We start from the raw sequence: 19281 nt of genomic DNA on the forward strand, positions 1-19281 counted from the left end.
CACGCCTCGCCGCGGGCCCGCGGCCTCTCCGGAGGTCGCGGGCCCGTCGTCGTCCCGCAGGAGGGCGAGCAGCACACCGAGGGTGACCCGCGACACCCCGCCCCGCCTCGCCCGGAACCGGGACGGGCGTGCCTCCACCGAGACGCCGCACGGCGCCGCGGACCGGCCGACTAGGATCGGGCCCCATGACCCACATCCTCTCGGCCGTGGCGTGGCCGTACGCGAACGGCCCGCGCCACATCGGTCACGTCGCAGGTTTCGGTGTCCCCTCGGACGTCTTCAGCCGGCACATGCGGATGGCGGGTCACGACGTCCTCATGGTGTCGGGCACCGACGAGCACGGCACGCCGATCCTCGTCCAGGCCGACAAGGAGGGTGTCAGCGCGCAGGAGCTCGCGGACCGGTACAACCGGGTGATCGTCGAGGACCTGCAGCAGCTCGGGCTCTCCTACGACCTGTTCACGCGGACCACGACGCGCAACCACTACGCCGTCGTGCAGGAGATGTTCCGCACGGTGCACAAGAACGGCTACATGGTCGAGCAGAAGACCATGGGCGCGATCTCGCCGTCGACGGGCCGCACGCTGCCGGACCGCTACATCGAGGGCACGTGCCCCATCTGCGGGTACGACGGCGCTCGCGGCGACCAGTGCGACAACTGCGGCAACCAGCTCGACGCGATCGACCTCATCAACCCGAAGAGCCGCATCAACGGGGAGACGCCGAAGTTCGTCGAGTCGAACCACTTCTTCCTCGACCTGCCGGCGTTCGTCGACGCGCTGGGCGACTGGCTGCGCACCCGGACCGCGTGGCGCCCGAACGTCCTGAAGTTCTCGCTCAACCTGCTCGACGACGTCCGGCCGCGGGCCATGACGCGCGACATCGACTGGGGCATCCCCGTCCCGCTCGAGGGCTGGGAGGACAACCCGAGCAAGCGCCTGTACGTGTGGTTCGACGCGGTGATCGGGTACCTGTCGGCGTCGATCGAGTGGGCGCGACGCACGGGCGACCCCGACGCGTGGCGCGCGTACTGGAACGACCCCGAGGCGCGCTCGTACTACTTCATGGGCAAGGACAACATCACGTTCCACTCCCAGATCTGGCCGGCCGAGCTGCTGGCCTACGACGGGCGGGGGAACAAGGGCGGCGCTCCGGGTCCGTACGGCAACCTGCAGCTGCCGACCGAGGTCGTGTCGAGCGAGTTCCTCAACGTCGAGGGCCAGAAGTTCTCGTCGTCGCGCGGCGTCGTCATCTACGTGCGCGACATGCTCGCGCGCTACCAGCCGGACGCGTTCCGCTACTACGTGGCGTCGGCGGGCCCGGAGACGCAGGACGTCGACTTCACGTGGGCGGACTTCCAGCGCCGCACGAACGACGAGCTCGTCGCGGGCTGGGGCAACCTCGTGAACCGCACGGCGAGCATGGTGCACAAGAACTTCGGCGAGATCCCGACCCCGGGCGAGCGGCACCCGATCGACGAGGGCGTGCTCGCGACGACGACCACGGCGTTCGGTCGGGTCGGCGACCTCATCGCGACGCACCGCCAGCGCGCCGCCGTGGCCGAGGCCATGAAGACGGTCGGCGAGGTGAACAAGTACGTCTCGGACACCGAGCCGTGGAAGCTCAAGACGGACCCTGAGCGCCTCGGGACCGTGCTGCACACGGTGACGCAGGCCGTGAGCGACCTCAACACGATCCTCTCGCCGTTCCTGCCGCACTCGGCTCAGCAGGTGCACGAGGCGTTCGGCGGGACGGGCACCTTCGCGCCGCAGCCGCGCATCGAGGAGGTCACCGACCTCGACGACGACTCGCGGCACTACCCGGTCATCACCGGGGACTACCGGAGCGGGCAGGGTGGCGAGGGCATCCCCTCGTGGCAGCCGCGCGCCGTCGTGCCCGGGACGCCGGTCGGCAAGCCGACGCCGGTCTTCACCAAGCTCGACGAGTCGATCGTCGAGGAGGAGCTCGACCGGCTGCGCGAGGACGCCTGACGCGAGGTAGTACCGCGGTCCCGCGAGGTAGTACCGCGGTCCCGACCGCGGTACTACCTCGCGAAGCTGCGGTACTACTTCGCGAGGCTGCAGTACTACTTCGCGTGACCGCGGTACTGCTTCGCGTGACCGCGGTACTGCTGCGGCGCTGGTTCGGCTGAGGAGGATGGATGGCGAAGAGCCGTGAGCGGGGATGGCCGCCGGACCCGGAGCGGCTGCCGGTCCCCGTGGTGGACAACCACACGCACCTGGACTCGATCGCGCACGTGCTGCCCGACGACGTCCCGCCCCCGAGCGTCGCGGCGCACCTCGAGCGTGCGGCCGCCGTCGGCGTCGACCGCCTGGTGCAGGTCGGGTGCGACCTGCCCTCGGCACGCTGGACCGACGCCCTCCTGCGCGGCGACCACGCGGCCGACGGGGTGGTGGCGAGCCTCCTGGGTGCCGTGGCGATCCACCCGAACGAGGCGGTCCTGCACGGCGGTGTCCGGGAGGTCGGGCCGGACGGGCTCGAGCCCGACCCGCGGCCGCACCATGCCGCGTCGCTCGACGACGCGATCGCCGAGATCGCGCGCATCGCCCGGGACAACCAGCGGGTCCGCGCGATCGGCGAGACCGGGATGGACCTGTTCCGTACAGGTCCGCAGGGCGAGCGTGTACAGCGAGAGTCGTTCCGCGCCCACGTCGCGCTCGCGAAGGAGCTCGGGCTCGCGCTCCAGATCCACGACCGCGACGCGCACGCGGAGGTGCTCGACGTGCTCTCCCGCGACGGGGCCCCCGAGCGGACCGTCTTCCACTGCTACTCGGGAGACGCCGAGATGGCGCGGTCCTGCGCAGCGCAGGGCTGGTACCTGTCGTTCGCCGGGCCCGTGACGTTCCGCGCCAACGACGAGCTGAGAGCGGCGCTGCGCGAGGTCCCGCTCGGGCAGGTCCTCGTCGAGACGGACGCGCCGTACCTCACGCCGCACCCGTACCGCGGTCGCCCCAACGCGCCGTACGTGTTGCCGGCGACCGTCCGTACCGTCGCCGAGGTGACCGGCGTACCGCTCGCCGAGGTGTGCACCCGCGTCGCGGCGACGTCGGTCGAGGTCTACGGGCCGTGGTGACCCACCCGTGACGGGCGGCTGACGGGCCGCTGACACGCACCGTCGGACGCCCGGCACGAACGGGAGGTTTCGCCCAGGGCCACGACTCGGCTACGGTCGGGTCCGTGCGTCGTCCGCGGTCTGCCGACGACGCCCCGAACCCTCGCCCGGCGCTCGTCGGACGCCCGGCCCGCCGAGAAGGGACCGCCCGCGTGCTCGCACCTGACGGAACGACGCGCCGCCGCGTGCAGCGGTTCGTCGCCCGGGGAGTGGTCGTCGTCGGGCTCGTCGGGGTGACCGGCGCGTTCGCGACGCTGCACAAGAGCGTGACCCTCGACGTCGACGGCACGCTCTACGACGTCTCCGCGTACGGGCGCACGGTCGCCGAGGTGCTCGACTACCAGGACGTCGGTGTCGCGCCGGAGGACCTCGTCGAGCCCGCGCTGGGTTCCTCCGCGCCCGACGGCGGAACGATCGTCGTCCGGACGAGCCACGACGTCGTGGTCGAGATCGACGGCCAGGAGCAGACGATCGCGACGACGGCGCGGACGGTGGGCGAGCTGCTCGCGTTCCTCGGGCCGCGCGCCGAGGGTGCGGTGACCGACGTGTCGCGCTCGGCGTCGCTCGGCCGCCAGCCGGTGCGCGTGTCGACGCTCAAGACGGTGCACATCGCGGTCGACGGCGCCGTCATGCCCATCACGACGGCCGAGGCGACGGTCCGTGGCGTGCTGCAGACCGCGGGGATCGTGCTCGGCGAGGAGGACGACACGTCCGTCCCGCTCGACGCCGCCGCCGTGGACGGGATGCTCGTCCTCGTCAGCAGGGCGGCGGCGACGTCGGACACGCTCACGGAGGTCCTGCCGTTCACGACCGAGGAGGTCGAGGACCCCAACCTGCCGAAGGGCCACCGGGTCGTCGTCCAGTCGGGACGCGTGGGCGAGGCGGTCACGACGTACGCGGTGCAGACGCTCGGCGGCGCGGAGGTCGCCCGCACCGTGCTGACGCGCAACGTGACGACCGAGCCCCGCAACGAGGTCATCAAGGTCGGGACCATGGACATCTCCGTCTCGGTGGACCCCGGGTCGGCGCGCGCGGTCGGGCGCTCGCTCGCCGCGCAGCGCGGCTGGGGCGACGACCAGTTCGTGTGCCTCGACAAGCTGTGGACCAAGGAGAGCAACTGGCGCGTCGACGCCGACAACCCGAGCTCGTCGGCCTACGGCATCCCGCAGGCGCTGCCGGGCTCGAAGATGGCGAGCGCCGGCGACGACTGGCGCACGAACCCGGCGACCCAGATCACCTGGGGCCTCGGCTACATCGAGGGCCGGTACGGCACGCCGTGCTCGGCGTGGTCGCACTCGGTCGCCAAGGGCTGGTACTGACCGGCCCGGTCACCGCCGGAGCACCTCCAGGTAGTGCGGGTTCTGCATGATGCCCAGGACGTTGCCGAACGGGTCGACGACGGACGCCGTCACGAACCCCTCGCCGTTGCCGCGCTCGACGACTCCCTCGTACTCGGTCGCGCCGAGCTCGAGGAGCCGCGCGAAGGCCGCCCGGACGTCGTCGACGTGCCAGTTCACGACCACGCCGCCCGGTGACTCGGGCTGGGGCCGCGGCGAGAACGAGCGCGCGATGATCCCCAGCTCGTCCTCGCGGTCCCCGACGCGGAACTCCACGTAGCCGCCCGGGACCACGTAGTAGGGCTCGATCCCGAGCACGGTGGTGTACCAGGCCGAGGCGGCCTCCAGGTCGTCGGCCCACAGGTTCAGCGTCGCCATCCCTCGCAGCATGGTGGTCGTCCTCTCGATGTGCTGGGCGGTCGTCGGGCGGGTGCCCGTCGTCCCGTCGTGCCCGGTCCGGACGGACCGTCGAGGCCCTCGGCGGGCCGTCGAGAACGACGCTACGACCGATCGAGGAACGCACAGTTCCGCATTCGGCGCCGACCCGAGAGACTGGGACGGTGCTCGACACCTCCGTCCGCCTCCTGCGTCTCCTCGCCCTGCTGCCGTCGCGCGCGACCTGGACCGGTCCGGAGCTCGCGGAGCGGCTCGGCGTCACCACGCGCACCGTGCGCAACGACGTCGAGCGGCTGCGCCTGCTCGGGTACGAGGTCCGCTCGACGCCGGGCGTCGCGGGCGGGTACCGCCTCGGCGCCGGCTCGGCCCTGCCACCCCTCCTGCTCGACGACGAGGAGGCGACCGCCGTCGCCCTGTCGCTGCGCGCGGCGACGGGCGGGACCGTCGCCGGGAGCGAGGAGGCGGCGCTGCGCGCGCTGGTCAAGCTCGACGCCGTCCTCCCGGCGCGGCTGCGCTCCCGCGCGGACGCGCTGCGAGCCGCGGTGGTGAGCGTCCCGGCCGGCGGGCCCGCGGTCGACCCGCAGGTCCTCGCCGACGTCGCGACGGCCGTGCGCGACCGCGTCGGCCTGCGCCTCGAGTACCGCGGCCACGACGGGTCGACGAGCCTGCGCGCCGTCGACCCGCACCGCCTCGTGCACGTCGGCCGGCGCTGGTACCTCCTCGCGTTCGACACCGACCGGGACGACTGGCGCACGTTCCGCGTGGACCGGCTCCGGCTGCGCACGCCCGGCGGTGCGCGCTTCGCGCCGCGCGAGGTCCCGGGGGGCGACGCCGTCGCCCACGTCCTGCGGGGCGTCGGGGCGACGGCGTGGCCGCACACGGCGCGCGTGCGCCTGCACGCTCCAGCGGCGGTGATGGCTGAGCGGCTCACGCCGGCCGCGGGGGTGCTGTCCGACGACGGCCCCGACGCGTGCGTGCTGGAAACCGGCGGCTCGTCGATGGCGAACCTGGTGGGCATGCTGCTGTCGCTCGAGGTCGAGCTGACCGTGCTGGACCCGCCGGAGCTCCGCGGCGTGCTGGCCCGGGTAGGGGAGCGGGCCGTGCGGGCGGCGGGGCGAGGAGCGGCTGAGGGGACGTCGGGTGGTGGGGTCCACGCGTGAGGACTGCGTGGAGAGCGCGGCGACATTCACGGTGATAAACGGACAGAACCGCTCATCTTAACGCGGTACTGCTTGGAGTTCGATAACAGATCGGTTACGGTCGATCGTCGCTCGTGCGTCAGCCGTGCCGTCGTCCGCCCCTCCCGGGTCGGGTCGCCGGGACGCGGACGGTCGGGCGGTGCGCCGCCGTCGGGCCCTGGGGAAGGGGTGTCGAGGAGGCGCCGGCAGCCGGATCGGCCGCTCGAGACCTGCGGGTCGCACCACGGTGCGTCCGCCGTGGTTCGCACGCCTGCGTGCGTCCGCGGTCCGCAGGGGTGCACCCGCGCCGTCGAGCTCCCGTGCCCGGGAACCACGACGACTGGACCCGAGTGAACAACCCCTTCCACCGGACCGCTGACGCGGCCGGCGCGCCCGAGAGCGCCGACACCACCCAGCCCCTCGACCTCTCCGACACCTCCGCCGCCGAGGGCTCCACGAGCCCCGCGGCCACGACGGCCCGCCGCCGTCGCCGCTGGCCCCTCGTGGCCGGCGCGACCGCCACCGTCCTCCTCGCCACCGGCGCCGTCGCGTACGGCACGGCGCACAAGACCGTCGAGCTCGACGTCGACGGCGAGATCACCACGGTCACGACCTTCGCCGGCTCCGTCGACGGACTGCTCGAAGAGCAGGGCGTCGCCGTCGGCGAGCGCGACCAGGTGGTCCCCGACGTCGACGCCGCGCTGCGCGGCGGGAGCGACGTCGTCGTCCGCTACGGGCGCGAGGTCCCCGTCCAGGTGGACGGCACCCAGTCTTCCGTCTGGCTCACCGCGCTCGACGCGGACGAGGCCCTGACGACCCTCGCCTCGCGCGGCAGCGACGTGCGCCTCGTGGCGTCCCGCTCCGGCGAGCGCGCCTCCCTGCCGATCCGCCTCGACGCGGACGGCCCCGTGGCCGTCGTGGCCGACGGCGAGACCAAGGTCGCGCCCGACGGCAGCATCGGCATCGACGCGATCCTCGACCAGCAGGGCGTCGTCCTCGGTGAGCTCGACCGCGTGCACGTCGCCCAGACCGACGCCGTCACGGCGACGACCGACGAGAAGGCCGCCGAGAAGAAGGCCGCCGACGAGAAGGCCGCCGACGAGAAGGCTGCCGACGAGAAGGCTGCCGACGTGAAGGCTGCCGACGAGAAGGCTGCCGACGAGGCCGCCGTCTCCCTCGTGGTCCAGCGCGTGAAGGTCGAGGAGGTGCCCACCACCAAGGGTGTGCCGTTCGAGACCACCACCGAGGAGGACCCGAACCGGTACGAGGACCTCGACCCGGTCGTCAAGCAGGAGGGCGTGGAGGGCGTGCACACGACCGTCCACCGCGTCACGACGGTCGACGGCGCCGAGGAGTCGCGCGAGCTGGTCTCCGACGGCGTCACGACCCCGCCGGTGGCGAAGATCCTCGTGCAGGGCACGAAGGAGCGTCCGGCCCCCGAGCCGGAGCCCGCGCCGACGCCGCGTGCGTCGTCCAGCGCGTCGTCGGGTGCGTCCGCGCCCGCTGCCGCCCCGGCCCCCGCCGCCGACCTGGGCTCCGCGCCCGAGGGCGTGTGGGCCGCGCTGGCCCAGTGCGAGTCCGGCGGGAACCCCGCGACGAACACCGGGAACGGCTACTACGGCCTCTACCAGTTCTCGCTGCCGACGTGGCAGGCGATGGGCGGCTCCGGTCTCCCGTCGGAGGCCTCGGCCGCCGAGCAGACGCAGCGCGCCCAGGCGCTCCAGGCCCGTTCGGGCTGGGGCCAGTGGCCCGCGTGCTCGAGCAAGCTCGGGCTTCGCTGACAGCCTGAGGTGGACGACGTCGGAGGGCGGGGTGCGCGAGCGCCCCGCCCTCCGGCGTGTCGGTAGGCTCTCTGCTCATGAACGACACCCGAGGCGCCCTGCTGGGTCCGGCCGAGATCCGCGACCTGGCAGGGCGCCTCGGCGTGCGCCCCACCAAGACGCTCGGCCAGAACTTCGTGCACGACGGCGGCACGGTCCGCAAGATCGTGCGTGCGGCCGACGTGCGGGCGGGGGAGCGCGTCGTCGAGATCGGGCCGGGCCTCGGGTCGTTGACGCTCGGCCTGCTCGAGGCGGGTGCGAGCGTCGTCGCCGTCGAGATCGACCCCGTGCTCGCGCGGCAGCTCCCGACGACCGTCGCGGCGCACGTGCCGGACCTCGGCGACCGGCTGGAGGTCGTGGGCGCGGACGCGCTCGACGTGACGTCGCTCCCGGGCGAGGCGCCCACGGCGCTCGTCGCCAACCTGCCCTACAACGTCGCGGTGCCCGTGCTCCTGACGTTCCTCGAGCGCTTCGACTCGCTCGAGCGCGTGCTCGTCATGGTCCAGGCCGAGGTCGCGGACCGCCTCGCCGCGCCGCCCGGGAGCCGGACCTACGGCGTGCCGTCGGTGAAGGCCGCGTGGTACGCGTCCGCGCGCCGGGCGGGGACGGTCGGTCGCGCCGTCTTCTGGCCCGTGCCGAACGTCGACTCCGCGCTCGTCGCGCTCGACCGGCGCGAGCCCCCCACGACGACGGCGACCCGCGAGCAGGTCTTCGCGGTCGTCGACGCCGCGTTCGCCCAGCGGCGCAAGATGCTGCGCTCCGCGCTCGCGGGGATCGCGGGCTCGTCGGCGGCGTCGGCGGCCGCGCTCGAGGCGGCTGGGGTCGACCCCCAGGCGCGCGGCGAGACGCTCGACGTCGTCGCGTTCGCGCGCATCGCCGAGCACCTGCCCACGGTGACCGGCGGTCGCACCTCGCCGCGCGCGGCCGGCGGGCGACCTGGCACAGTGGACGCGTGAGCCCCCCGCCTCCGACGAGCATCGCGCTCGCGCCGCCCCCTCGTGTCCGGGTGCGTGCGCCGGGGAAGGTCAACCTGTCGCTGCGCGTGGGCGCGCTGCAGGACGACGGCTACCACCCCCTCGTGACCATCTTCCAGGCGGTCGGGCTGAGCGAGGAGGTCGTCGCGCACGAGGCCCCGCGCGGCTCCGGGATCTCGCTGTCCGTCGAGGGCCTGCAGGCCGACGTCGTGCCGACCGACGGGTCCAACCTCGCGTGGCGGGCGGCCGAGGCGCTCGCGCAGCACGCCGGGGTCGACCCCGACGTCCGCCTCCAGGTCGTCAAGGGCGTGCCGGTCGCGGGCGGCATGGCGGGCGGGTCCGCGGACGCCGCCGCGACGCTCGTCGCGTGCGACGCGCTGTGGGAGACGGGGCTGTCGCGGGCCGAGCTGATGCGGCTCGCGTCGGGGCTCGGAGCCGACGTCGCGTTCGGGCTCGTGGGGCACACCGCCGTCGGGACCGGCCGCGGGGACGTGCTCACCCCGGCGATGACGCGCGGGGAGTTCCACTGGGTGTTCGCCGTGCAGGCCGACGGGCTCTCGACGCCGGAGGTCTACCGCGCGTTCGACGAGACGGTCGGCGGGCCGGCCGGGCTCGACCACGCGGACGACACCACCCTCATGCAGGCGCTGCGGGCCGGGGACCCGGTGGGACTCGGGCAGGCGCTGCGCAACGACCTCGAGGGCCCCGCGCTCGCGCTGCGCCCCGAGCTCGAGCGCACGCTCGCCGTCGCGCGCGAGGCGGGCGCGCTCGGTGCGATCGTCTCCGGGTCGGGACCGACCGTCGCGGCGCTCGCCCGCAGCCGTCAGCACGCGCTCGCGATCGGCGCGACGTGGACCGCCGCCGACGCGTGCGACAGCGTGTGGTGCACGACGGCGCCCGCGGGCGGCGCGCGCGTCGTCGCGCACTGACCTCGGCGCGGCCGGGCGGGGACCACTGCGACGGGCTGACCGTCGGGCAGAGGAGGCGCCGCCGTCGGGCCGATCGTCAGGCGCCGGCGTGCGTGCGCAGCCAGGCGCGCTGCTGCGCGAACCGGTAGCCCTGGCCGCCCTCGTGGTCGTTGTACCGGTAGACGTCGATCTGCCGCTCGACCGGACCGGCCTGGGCGGCCGCAACGGCCTTCGCGCCCCAGCCGTTGAACGCGGCGTAGACGGTCGACGGCGGGCACGTCGCGTCCATGAGCGCGACGGAGAACAGCGCGGGCGCCGTCGCGCGGCGGGCGAGCAGTGCGACGTCCAGGTAGGACAGCGTGCGGAACACGGTGTCCTCCGCGTCGCGGTGCACGGCGAGGTACTGCCGGATCTCGCCGTACGGGTCGCGGTCGGTGATCTCGACGGCGCGGCGGAAGTGGGAGAGGAACGGGACGTCGGGCATCGCCGCGACGAGACCGTCGGCGAGCCCCGCGACGGCGATCGTGATGCCGCCACCCTGGCTCACGCCTGCCACGGACACACGCTCCGGGTCGATGCCGGGGATCGCGCGCACGGCGTCGACGGCCCGCACCCCGTCGGTGTAGACCCGCCGGTAGTAGTGGTCGTGGGGGTCCTCGATGCCGCGCGTCATGAAGCCCGGCGTCGCGGGGCCCGAGCCGACCGGGTCCGGCGTCCCGCCGCCCGTGCCCCAGCGGCTGCCCTGGCCACGCGTGTCGACGACGAGGTGCGCGAACCCGGCGGCGGCCCACACGAGGTGCTCGTGCGCGAGGCCTCGACCGCCGCCGTACCCGATGAACTCCACGACGGCCGGGAGCGGCCCGTCCGGACGCGCGGGCCGGACCAGCCAGGCCTTGATCGGGTGGCCGCCGAACCCGGGGAAGGTCACGTCGTCGACGGTGACGAGGTCGAGCCCGGTCTCGACGCGCTCGACGTGCACCGTCTCGGCGAGGTCGCCCCCGGCCGCACGCGACTCCGCGAGCGTCGTGGTCCAGAAGGTGTCGAGGTCGTCGGGCTCGTCGAGGGTCGGCGCGTAGGTCTCGAGCTCGGCGAGCGGCAGGTCGAAGAGCGACATGCGGGCACCCTACCGGCCCACGGAGCCGTGGATCCCCGCGGTCTCGAAGCGCTTCGACAGTCCCTGGTTTTCCCGGACCCACCAGGCGGCGCCTACGCTCGGTGCGTGGCTCATCTCCTCGGGGCCGACGGCATCTCGCTGACCGTCGGCACCCGCACCCTCCTCGACGACGTCTCGCTCGGCCTCGACGACGGCGACCGTGTCGGCATCGTCGGCCCCAACGGGGCCGGCAAGTCGACCCTGCTGCGGCTGCTCGCGGGCACGCAGCGGCCCGACGGCGGTCGCGTCACCCAGGTGGGCGGCCTGCGGGTCGGTCTCCTCGACCAGCGCGACGACGTCGGCACGGGGGCGACCATCCGCGACCTCGTGCACGGCGACGCCGCGACGCACGCGTGGGCGTCGGACGCGGCCGTCCGCGGCGTGCACGACGGCCTCCTCACCGACCTCGACCTCGACGAGCCCGCGGACACCCTGTCCGGCGGGCAGCGGCGGCGCGTCGCGCTCGCGGCCCTGCTCGTCGCGGACCACGACGTCCTGTTCCTCGACGAGCCCACCAACCACCTCGACGTCGAGGGCGTGGCCTGGCTCGCGGAGCACCTGCGCGACCGGTTCGCGCGGCCGGGTGCCCGGGGCGCGCTGGTGGTCGTCACGCACGACCGTTGGTTCCTGGACGCCGTGTGCTCGCGCATGTGGGAGGTGCGCGGCGACGGCTCGGGCGAGGTCGAGGGCTACGAGGGCGGGTACGCCGCGTACGTGCTCGCGCGCGCCGAGCGGCAGCGGACTGCCGCCGTCACCGCGGAGAAGCGCGACAACCTGCTCCGCAAGGAGCTCGCGTGGCTGCGCCGCGGGGCGCCCGCGCGCACGAGCAAGCCCAAGTTCCGGCTCGACGCCGCGGCCGCGCTCATCGCCGACGTCCCGCCGCCGCGCGACTCGATGGAGCTCACGCGCACCGCGACGAAGCGGCTCGGGAAGGACGTGCTCGACCTCGAGGACGTCACGGTCAGCGTCCCGGCCCGCCCCGGCACGAACGTGTCAGGGTCACAGGTCGCCGGGGTGACGCCCGACCCTGACACGGGACGGCGCGTGCTGCTCGACGACGTCACGTGGCGTCTCGGCCCGGGCGACCGCTACGGGGTCGTGGGGGTCAACGGCGCGGGCAAGACGACGCTGCTCGCCCTCCTCGCCGGGCGGCGCGAGCCCGACGCGGGCCGGGTCAAGCGGGGCAAGACGGTGGCTGTCGCGGAGCTGACCCAGGACGTGGAGGAGCTCGACGACATCGCCGGGCTGCGCGTGGTCCAGGTGATCGAGTCCGAGAAGCGTTCGGTCGTCGTCGACGGCAAGGAGCTCACGGCGTCCCAGCTCGTCGAACGGCTCGGCTTCACGCGTGAGCGCTCGCAGACGCTCGTGCGCGACCTCTCCGGTGGCGAGCGGCGTCGGCTCCAGCTCCTGCGGCTCCTGGTCGCCGAGCCGAACGTGCTCCTGCTCGACGAGCCGACGAACGACCTCGACACCGACACGCTCGCTGCGCTGGAGGACCTGCTCGACGGCTGGCCCGGCACGCTGGTCGTCGTCTCGCACGACCGCTACCTGCTCGAGCGCGTCGCCGACCGGCAGGTCGCGCTGCTCGGCGACGGGAGGATCCGTGACCTGCCGGGCGGGGTCGAGCAGTACCTCGAGCTGCGCCGTGCCGCGATCGCGAGCGGCGAGACCGGCTCGGCCCTGCGCGCGCCGGCTGCGCCCGCGGGGGCGGGCGGCGCGTCGGGCGGAGCGTCGGGTCCCTCGGGCGACGGCGTACCGGCCGGTCCCACGGCCCCGAGCGCCGCCGACGTGCGCGCGGCGAAGAAGGAGATCAACCGGATCGAGCGCCGGCTGAGCAAGATCGCCGAGCTGGAGTCGCGGCTGCACGACAAGATCGCGGCGCAGGCGACGGACTACGCCGCCGTCGCCGGGCTCGACGCCGAGCTGCGGGTCCTCGCCGCCGAGAAGGACGAGCTCGAGGCGGCCTGGCTCGAGGCCGCGGAGGTCGCCGGCTGACGAGAGCCGGACGGTGTCGGCGGGCGCTCGGGGGGCGCACCGCGCAGCCAGGCGTCAGCGGCGTCGGAAGCCCATGCGGTCGTCGGGGTCGACGCGTTCGAGGATCGCGCTCGCGATGTCGTCGAGCTGGGCGACCTGCTCGTCCGTGAGCGCGTCGACGACGTGGTCGCGCACGGTCGCGACGTGCCCGGGGGCGGTCGCGACGACCTTCTTCCAGCCGTCGTCGGTGAGGTGCGCGTTGGTGGCGCGACGGTCCTCGGGGCAGGGCAGGCGCTCGACGAGCCCTCGCCTCTCGAGCCGTGCGACGACGTGCGAGAGGCGGGGGAGGGTCGCGTTGGTCGCGGACGCGAGGTGCGTCATGCGCAGCGTGCGGCCCGGCGCCTCGGAGAGCATCGCGAGCACGTAGTACTCGAAGTGGCTGAGGTCGGCGTCGCGCTGGAGCTGCGCGTCGAGGACTCCGGGCAGCAGCTCGACGACGGCGACGAGGCGCTTCCACGCGTCGAGCTGTGTCTCGTCGAGCCAGCGGGGCTCGCTCATCGTGTCCTCCTCCGGGTGTGACCGGGCGCACCCGGAAACAGTTGACGCTACAAGCATACCGGGCTACCTTGTTTGTTGTAGCAACAACTAATGCCGACGGTCGGTCGGCGTGCGAAGGGAAGTCACCATGAGCAGCATCACGATCATCGGCGCGGGGAACATGGGCTCGGCCGTCGCGTCGCTCGCCCTCGCGGCGGGCAGCTCCGTGCAGGTCCTGACCCGCGAGCCCGTCGACGTCGACGCGCGCGCCACCACCGGCACGATCGGCGACGCCATCACGGGCGACGTCGTCGTCCTGGCGCTGCCGTACCCGGCCGTCGCCGGGGTGCTCGACGCGTACGACGGCCAGCTCGACGGCACGGTCCTCGTCGACCTCACCAACCCGCTCGACTTCGCGACGTTCGACGCGCTCGTCGTCCCCGCCGGATCGTCCGCCGCCGCCGAGATCCAGGCGCGCGTGCCGGGTGCCCGCGTGCTCAAGGCGTTCAACACGACCTTCGCCGCGACCCTGGCATCCGGCCAGGTCGGCCCGCTCCCGACGACGGTCCTCGTCGCCGGCGACGACGCCGACGCCAAGGCCGCCCTCGCCGCGGCGATCACGGGCGTGCGCGTCGTCGACGCCGGGTCCCTGAAGCGGGCGCACGAGCTCGAGGCCCTGGGCTTCCTGCAGCTCACGCTCGCCGCCGCCGAGAAGACCTCCTGGACCTCGGGCTTCGCCCTCGCCGAGTGATCCCCCGCGGTCGGCACGGCCGGCCGCGCGACGGTCTGCCGCACGAAGGGCGCCCACGTCGGTGGGCGCCCTTCGGCGTCACGCCTGGGCCTTCTCCACGGCCGCCCGCGCGGCGTCGCGCTCGGCGCGCTGCGCCTCGCGCAGCGCCTTCTCGAGCTCCCGCACCTTCTTGTGCCCCTCGCGGAGCCGCCGCTCGGCGTCGCGCCGCTTGAGCGCCGCCTTCTTCACCTTCGGGTCGCGGACGTGCACCGCCACCTCGTCCGGCACGGAGCCGGCGCCTCCGTCGCGGGCGGGGAGCCCGTCGTCCGTGTCGTGCGCCTCGCCCGGGGTCGCGTCGGGTGCGCCCCCGAAGTCCCGACCCGCTCCCGGGGCGCCTGCCGCCCGCGCGTCGACGTAGACCGCGAGGCCGTCCAGGATGCGCTCGAGCCCCCACGACGTGTCGTCGATCTGTCCCTCCGCGCCGTACGCACCGGAGAGGACGAGCGGACGCAGGTAGGGGAAGCGGACCTCGTCGACCAGGCCCCGCAGCGCTGCGGCGACGGACGACCCGTCGACGCCGTCGCCGCCCGCGTCGCGGACCGCGCGCGCGAGCTCGGACTCGAGCCGGGCCGCGTTCCGTGCGTACCCGCTGAGGAGCAGGATGACCGACATGCTCTCCTCCTCGTCGAGCGGCGTCGAGCGCAGCGCCCGGAGCCCGGCGTCGGCGCCGCGCAGGTTGTTCGGCGTGAGGGGCGCTCCGGTGATCGGGATGTCGAGGAACCACGGGTGGGAGAGGAACACCGCCGTCGTGAACTGGGCCCACTCGCGCAGCTCGGCGCGCCAGTCCGCCGGGTCGTGCGGTGGCGGGTACTCGACGTCGAGGACCGACTCCTGCATGAGGAGGAGCAGGTCGTCCTTGCTCGTCACGTACCGGTAGAGCGACATGGTCGTGAAGCCGAGGCTCTGCGCGACCTTCGCCATCGAGACGGCGGCGAGGCCTTCGGCGTCCGCGATCTCGATCGCCGCCTCGACGATGCGCTCGATGCTCAGCTCGCGCTTCGGCGCGCGCTCGGGGCGCTCGGCGACGCCCCACGCGAGCGCGATCCGGGCCGGGAGGTCGGGTGCGTCCGTCATGCCCTCATCCTCCCCGAGAATCCCGCCCACGGGGCCGCCGTGTCGTCCGCGCACCGGTCACCGCGCCGGGCATGCCGACGTCGCCCGTCCCGGGTGCCAGGACGGGCGACGACCGCACGGTCGGCGAGATCGGGTCAGCGGGCGGTCCGACGGCGGTAGAGCACCGCGCCGGCGACGCAGCTCACCACGAGGAAGCCGACCAGCCAGGCGACCGCGGTGAGGATCGTCGTCGCGTCCGGCGCGCCGCTCAGCAGGCCGCGGAACGACTCGATGATCGGTGTGAACGGCTGGTGCTCCGCGAAGCCGTGGAGCCACGACGGCAACGTGTCGATCGGGACGAAGCCCGAGCTGAGGTAGGGGACGAAGAGGAAGATGAAGTTCACCGACTGCGACGCCTCGACGCTCAGCACGAGGCCGAGGACCACGCTGAGCCAGGTGAAGGTCAGCACGGAGAGCACCGCGAAGGCCACGAGCCCGAGCCAGTCGGCGAGGCCGGCGTCCGCCCGGAAGCCCAGCGCGTAGGCGACCGCCACGACGACGACGGCGGACGCGAGGTTGCGGCCGATGCTCGCGACGACGTGCCCCCACAGGGTCGACGGGCCGAAGATCGGCATCGTCCTGAACCGGTCGATCGTGCCCGACGACATGTCCTGCGCGACGCCCACGGCCGCCGTCGCCGACCCGAAGCCGAGGCACATGACGAGCACGCCCGGGACGACGTAGTCGATGTAGTCGTCGCCCGAGATCGCGCCGCCGAAGATGACGACGAACACGAGCATGATCATCACCGGCAGGGCGAAGGCGGTGATGAGGCCGTCGACGCTGCGCAGCTGTCGCCGCGTCTCCCGCACGACCATCGTGCGCACGTCGCGCAGGGCGGTCGCGGGCGACTGCCGGGTGCGGGGAGCGGTGCCGCGGACGCTGCGAGCCGGCAGCGCGGTGGTGGCTGTCGTGGTCATCGTGCGGACTCCTTCGAGGTCAGGGCGAGGAAGACGTCGTCGAGCGTGGGCCTGACGACGCTGACGCCGCTCACGGCGAGGCCGTTCGTGTCGGCCGCGGCCAGCACGTCGCGGATCGTGCGGACCGGGTCGTCGCTCGCGGCCGTGAGGGAGAGGTCCTTGTCGTCGGTGCCGGTGGTCGTGATCCCGAGCCGCGCAGCGAGCCCGACGGCGGCCGCGAGGCTCGCGTGGTCCTCGAACGCGACGCGGACGTGGTCGCCCGCGACGAGCGCCTTGAGCTCGGTGGCGGTCCCGCGCGCGGCGACGCGGCCGTCGTCCAGGACGGCGATCGAGTCGGCGAGGCGGTCCGCCTCCTCGAGGTACTGCGTGGTGAGCAGGACGGTCGTGCCGTCGGCGGCGAGCCCGCGCACGACGTCCCAGAGCTGGGAGCGCGACGCCGGGTCGAGACCCGTCGTCGGCTCGTCGAGCACGAGCACGGCCGGGTCCGCGACGAGGCTGATCGCGAGGTCGAGCCGACGGCGCATGCCGCCGGAGTAGGTGCCGACGCGGCGGTCCGCGGCGCCGGTCAGGTCGAAGCGCTCGAGGAGCTCGGCGGCCCGCCGCCGTACCGACCGGGGCGGCAGGTGCGCGAGGTTCCCCATCATGACGAGGTTCTCCGCCCCGGTCTGGAACTCGTCGACCGAGGCGTACTGGCCGGTCAGCGCGATGACCTCGCGCACGCGGCCCGGATCGCGCAGCACGTCGGCCCCCGCGATCGTCGCCGTCCCGCCGTCCGGCCGGACGAGCGTCGTGAGGATGTTGACGGTCGTCGTCTTGCCCGCGCCGTTGGGCCCGAGCAGCGCGTAGATCTCGCCGCGCCGCACCGTGAGGTCCACCCCGCGCAGCACGCGGTGGTCGCCGTAGGACTTCTCGAGTCCCTGGACGGCGATCATCGGTTCGTCCATCGCCTTCTCCTGTCGTCGGTGTGCGTCGCACACGATGTGTAGACCGCACGCTGTGTGTATGAGGCAAACTGTGTGTACACCATAAACAAGAGTGGACGAGGCGGTCAACAGGTTCGGCGAGATCGGCCGCTAGCTCGTGCGAGGGCGCGGCACGCCCGTGAGGACCGCACCGATCGCCGTCATCACGAGCAGCCCCCCGAGCACCACCGCGACCGGCGTCGTCCACGTGCCGGTCGCGGTCTGCAGGGCGCCGGCAGCCGTCGGTGCGGCCGCGGCGAAGCAGTAGCCGACCGACTGCACGGTCGCCGACGCCTGGCGGCCCTGCCGGACCGTCGGGAACCGCTGCGCGACGAGCGTGAAGATCACGACGAAGTTCGCCGCCTGCGCGACGCCCGCCGCAGAGGCCCACACGACCCACGCTCCCGGCGCGACCAGCAGGCCGACGGGCAGCGTGAGCCACAGGACGGCGATCCCCACGAACGTCGTGCGCATCGACAGGCGGCGCGTCGCGAGCGGGACGGCGAGGCCTCCCAGGATCGCGAACCCCTGGAACAGCGAGGCGGCGCCCCCGGACGCGCTGCTCGGGATCCCCGCGAGGTCCTCGAGGATCAGAGGGAGCCACGCGGTGAGGGCGTAGAAGCTCGACGACTGCAGCGCGAACATCGCGCACAGCCACCACGTGAACGGCGTGGCGAGCACGTGGCGGTCTCGGGCGGCCGTCGGGTCGGTCCCCGTGACGCCCTCGGCCGCCGCCGCCGCCAGGGCCTGGTCGTCCGTGGGCGTGCCGGGATCACGCGGCCCCTGGGGCGTCGTCGTGCCCGACGGCGGACCGCCCCGTCTGCGGGCGGCTCGCCCCGTGGCCTCACGGGGCACCGCGCGGAGCCACCACACGAGCGCGACGACCGCGAGGACGCCCCACGAGGCGAGCGCCCAGCGCCAGCCGACCGCGCCGGCGAGCGGCGCGGTGAGCGCCGTCGTGGCGACGGTCCCGACGTTGATCGCCGCGGTGTACAGGCCGGTCACGGTGCCCACGTGCCCGGGGAAGTCGCGCTGGGCGATCATCGGGACGGCCAGGTTCGCCGTCGTGATGCCCAGTCCGAGGAGCACCGTCCCCGCGAACGTCCCCGCCGCGACCGGTCCGGCGACGCCCGACAGGTCGGCCGAGCGCAGGAGGGTGCCCGCGAGGATCAGCAGCAGCGCGACGGCGATCGCCGTGCGCAGCGAGGAGCGGCCGAGGATCCCGGCGACCGCGGGCGTCGCGAGCGCGAAGCACAGGACGGGGATCCCGGTGAGCAGCCCCGCGGCGGCTGCCGTCAGGTGGAGGTCGGCCGCGACGTCGGACACCACCGGCGGGAGCGCGGTGAGCGGGGCCCGCAGGTTGACCGCGACGAGGAGGACGGCCACGAGCAGCACCCCGTCGATCCCGCCGCGGAACGCGCGAGCGGGCGTGGCCATGTGTCCTCCGGGTCCTGGGGCGGCTGCGCGCCAGGACGCGTCAGGGTCGCCCGGCCCGCGGATCAGTCGTCGAACTGCCCCACGACTGTACGCAGGAGAGCGGCGAGCGCGGGTCGCTCGGCGGGTGCGAGCGTGTCGAGGATGCGCGCCTCGACGGCGAGCAGGTCCGTCATGGCGGTGTCGACCCGGTCGAGCCCGTCCGGCGTGAGCTCGACGAGGACGCCGCGGCGGTCGTCGGGGGAGCGTCGGCGCTCCACGAGCCCGCGCGACTCGAGCCGGTCGATCCGGTTCGTCATCGTCCCGCTCGTCACCAGGGTCTGCGTGACGAGCGCGCCGGGGGAGAGGCGGTACGGGTCCCCGGCGCGGCGGAGCGCGGAGAGCACGTCGAACTCCCACGTCTCGAGGTGCGCGTGCGCGAACGCCGTCCGGCGCGCGCGGTCGAGGTGTCGGGCCAGGCGGTCCACGCGGGAGAACACCGTGAGCGGCTCGAGCTCGAGGTCGGGCCGCTCGCGCTGCCAGGCCGCGACGATGCGGTCGACCTCGTCCGGGCGCTCGCCGTGCTGCTGCCCGGGCGAGCGCGCGTCGTGCTGCTGCTCCATGACGCGAGGGTACTCGACGTGTCTCGACGTCAAGACTCTTGACGGCGCAC

Annotated in this window: 17 protein-coding genes and 1 pseudogene; 10 read left to right on the forward strand and 8 right to left on the reverse strand. The window is 74.0% G+C overall.

All coding sequences use genetic code 11. From position 1 onward, the window contains the following. Positions 1–185 precede the first annotated feature (185 nt). The 3 genes from metG to ACZCLJ_RS18255 all read left to right on the forward strand — a co-directional run bounded on the left by metG (position 186) and on the right by ACZCLJ_RS18255 (position 4452). Positions 186–1991, forward strand: a complete 1806-nt coding sequence (gene metG / locus ACZCLJ_RS18245) for a methionine--tRNA ligase (protein WP_463104794.1) — start codon at positions 186–188, stop codon at positions 1989–1991. Positions 1992–2161: 170 nt separating this feature from the next. Next, the gene (locus tag ACZCLJ_RS18250; protein WP_463104795.1) at positions 2162–3094 is read left to right on the forward strand and encodes a TatD family hydrolase; all 933 of its coding nucleotides are present in this window, start codon (positions 2162–2164) and stop codon (positions 3092–3094) included. Positions 3095–3285: 191 nt separating this feature from the next. After that, on the forward strand, positions 3286–4452 hold the full coding sequence (locus ACZCLJ_RS18255) for an aggregation-promoting factor C-terminal-like domain-containing protein (protein ID WP_251150511.1): 1167 nt from the start codon (positions 3286–3288) through the stop codon (positions 4450–4452). A 9-nt stretch (positions 4453–4461) separates the two neighbouring features. On the opposite strand, the gene ACZCLJ_RS18260 is transcribed toward ACZCLJ_RS18255, so the two are convergent. Further along, the gene (locus ACZCLJ_RS18260) at positions 4462–4848 is read right to left on the reverse strand and encodes a VOC family protein (protein ID WP_463104796.1); all 387 of its coding nucleotides are present in this window, start codon (positions 4846–4848) and stop codon (positions 4462–4464) included. Between the two features lie 182 nt (positions 4849–5030). Here ACZCLJ_RS18260 and ACZCLJ_RS18265 point away from each other — a divergent pair, with 182 nt between their 5' ends. From ACZCLJ_RS18265 to ACZCLJ_RS18280, 4 genes are all read left to right on the forward strand, one after another. After that, a complete protein-coding gene (locus ACZCLJ_RS18265; protein WP_463104797.1) occupies positions 5031–6026 on the forward strand; it encodes a helix-turn-helix transcriptional regulator in 996 nt (331 codons plus the stop codon). 338 nt (positions 6027–6364) lie between these two features. After that, entirely contained in the window at positions 6365–7825 is a 1461-nt protein-coding gene (locus tag ACZCLJ_RS18270; RefSeq protein WP_463104798.1) for a transglycosylase family protein, read from the forward strand. Positions 7826–7902: 77 nt separating this feature from the next. Further along, positions 7903–8820: a 16S rRNA (adenine(1518)-N(6)/adenine(1519)-N(6))-dimethyltransferase RsmA gene (rsmA, locus tag ACZCLJ_RS18275; RefSeq protein WP_463104799.1), complete on the forward strand. Its 918-nt coding sequence runs from the start codon at positions 7903–7905 to the stop codon at positions 8818–8820. After that, positions 8817–9767, forward strand: a complete 951-nt coding sequence (locus ACZCLJ_RS18280) for a 4-(cytidine 5'-diphospho)-2-C-methyl-D-erythritol kinase (protein WP_251150507.1) — start codon at positions 8817–8819, stop codon at positions 9765–9767. The genes rsmA and ACZCLJ_RS18280 overlap by 4 nt, the downstream gene beginning before the upstream one ends. 76 nt (positions 9768–9843) lie before the next feature. On the opposite strand, the gene ACZCLJ_RS18285 is transcribed toward ACZCLJ_RS18280, so the two are convergent. Further along, complete coding sequence (locus tag ACZCLJ_RS18285; protein WP_463104800.1) at positions 9844–10860, reverse strand: acetylxylan esterase; 1017 nt, start codon at positions 10858–10860, stop codon at positions 9844–9846. 105 nt (positions 10861–10965) lie between these two features. On the opposite strand from ACZCLJ_RS18285, the pseudogene ACZCLJ_RS18290 reads away from it, so the two are divergent. Both ACZCLJ_RS18290 and ACZCLJ_RS18295 read left to right on the forward strand, forming a co-directional pair. Beyond that, positions 10966–11457, forward strand: a pseudogene (locus ACZCLJ_RS18290) (ATP-binding cassette domain-containing protein); the annotation flags it as partial. Further along, the gene (locus tag ACZCLJ_RS18295) at positions 11437–12894 is read left to right on the forward strand and encodes an ABC-F family ATP-binding cassette domain-containing protein (RefSeq protein WP_463106428.1); all 1458 of its coding nucleotides are present in this window, start codon (positions 11437–11439) and stop codon (positions 12892–12894) included. The pseudogene ACZCLJ_RS18290 and the gene ACZCLJ_RS18295, both read left to right, overlap by 21 nt. A 54-nt stretch (positions 12895–12948) precedes the next feature. Here ACZCLJ_RS18295 and ACZCLJ_RS18300 read toward each other — a convergent pair whose 3' ends face one another. Further along, positions 12949–13431 (reverse strand): MarR family winged helix-turn-helix transcriptional regulator, encoded by a 483-nt coding sequence (locus ACZCLJ_RS18300; protein ID WP_251150504.1) that lies wholly within the window; start codon positions 13429–13431, stop codon positions 12949–12951. A gap of 127 nt (positions 13432–13558) precedes the next feature. Between ACZCLJ_RS18300 and ACZCLJ_RS18305 the strand changes: the two genes are divergently transcribed. After that, complete coding sequence (locus tag ACZCLJ_RS18305; protein ID WP_463104801.1) at positions 13559–14161, forward strand: NADPH-dependent F420 reductase; 603 nt, start codon at positions 13559–13561, stop codon at positions 14159–14161. A 78-nt stretch (positions 14162–14239) separates the two neighbouring features. On the opposite strand, the gene ACZCLJ_RS18310 is transcribed toward ACZCLJ_RS18305, so the two are convergent. The 5 genes from ACZCLJ_RS18310 to ACZCLJ_RS18330 form a co-directional block, all read right to left on the reverse strand. Further along, entirely contained in the window at positions 14240–15274 is a 1035-nt protein-coding gene (locus ACZCLJ_RS18310; RefSeq protein WP_463104802.1) for a TetR/AcrR family transcriptional regulator, read from the reverse strand. A 134-nt stretch (positions 15275–15408) separates the two neighbouring features. Further along, positions 15409–16233, reverse strand: a complete 825-nt coding sequence (locus ACZCLJ_RS18315; protein ID WP_463104803.1) for an ABC transporter permease — start codon at positions 16231–16233, stop codon at positions 15409–15411. After that, positions 16230–17177 (reverse strand): ATP-binding cassette domain-containing protein, encoded by a 948-nt coding sequence (locus tag ACZCLJ_RS18320; protein ID WP_251150500.1) that lies wholly within the window; start codon positions 17175–17177, stop codon positions 16230–16232. Before ACZCLJ_RS18320 ends, ACZCLJ_RS18315 begins: the two co-directional genes overlap by 4 nt. A gap of 129 nt (positions 17178–17306) precedes the next feature. Beyond that, positions 17307–18632, reverse strand: coding sequence for an MFS transporter (locus ACZCLJ_RS18325; protein ID WP_463104804.1), 1326 nt, complete (start codon positions 18630–18632; stop codon positions 17307–17309). Positions 18633–18694: 62 nt separating this feature from the next. After that, complete coding sequence (locus tag ACZCLJ_RS18330; protein ID WP_251150498.1) at positions 18695–19231, reverse strand: MarR family winged helix-turn-helix transcriptional regulator; 537 nt, start codon at positions 19229–19231, stop codon at positions 18695–18697. Positions 19232–19281: the final 50 nt, after the last annotated feature.

The organism is Cellulosimicrobium sp. So1_17 (assembly GCF_055181235.1).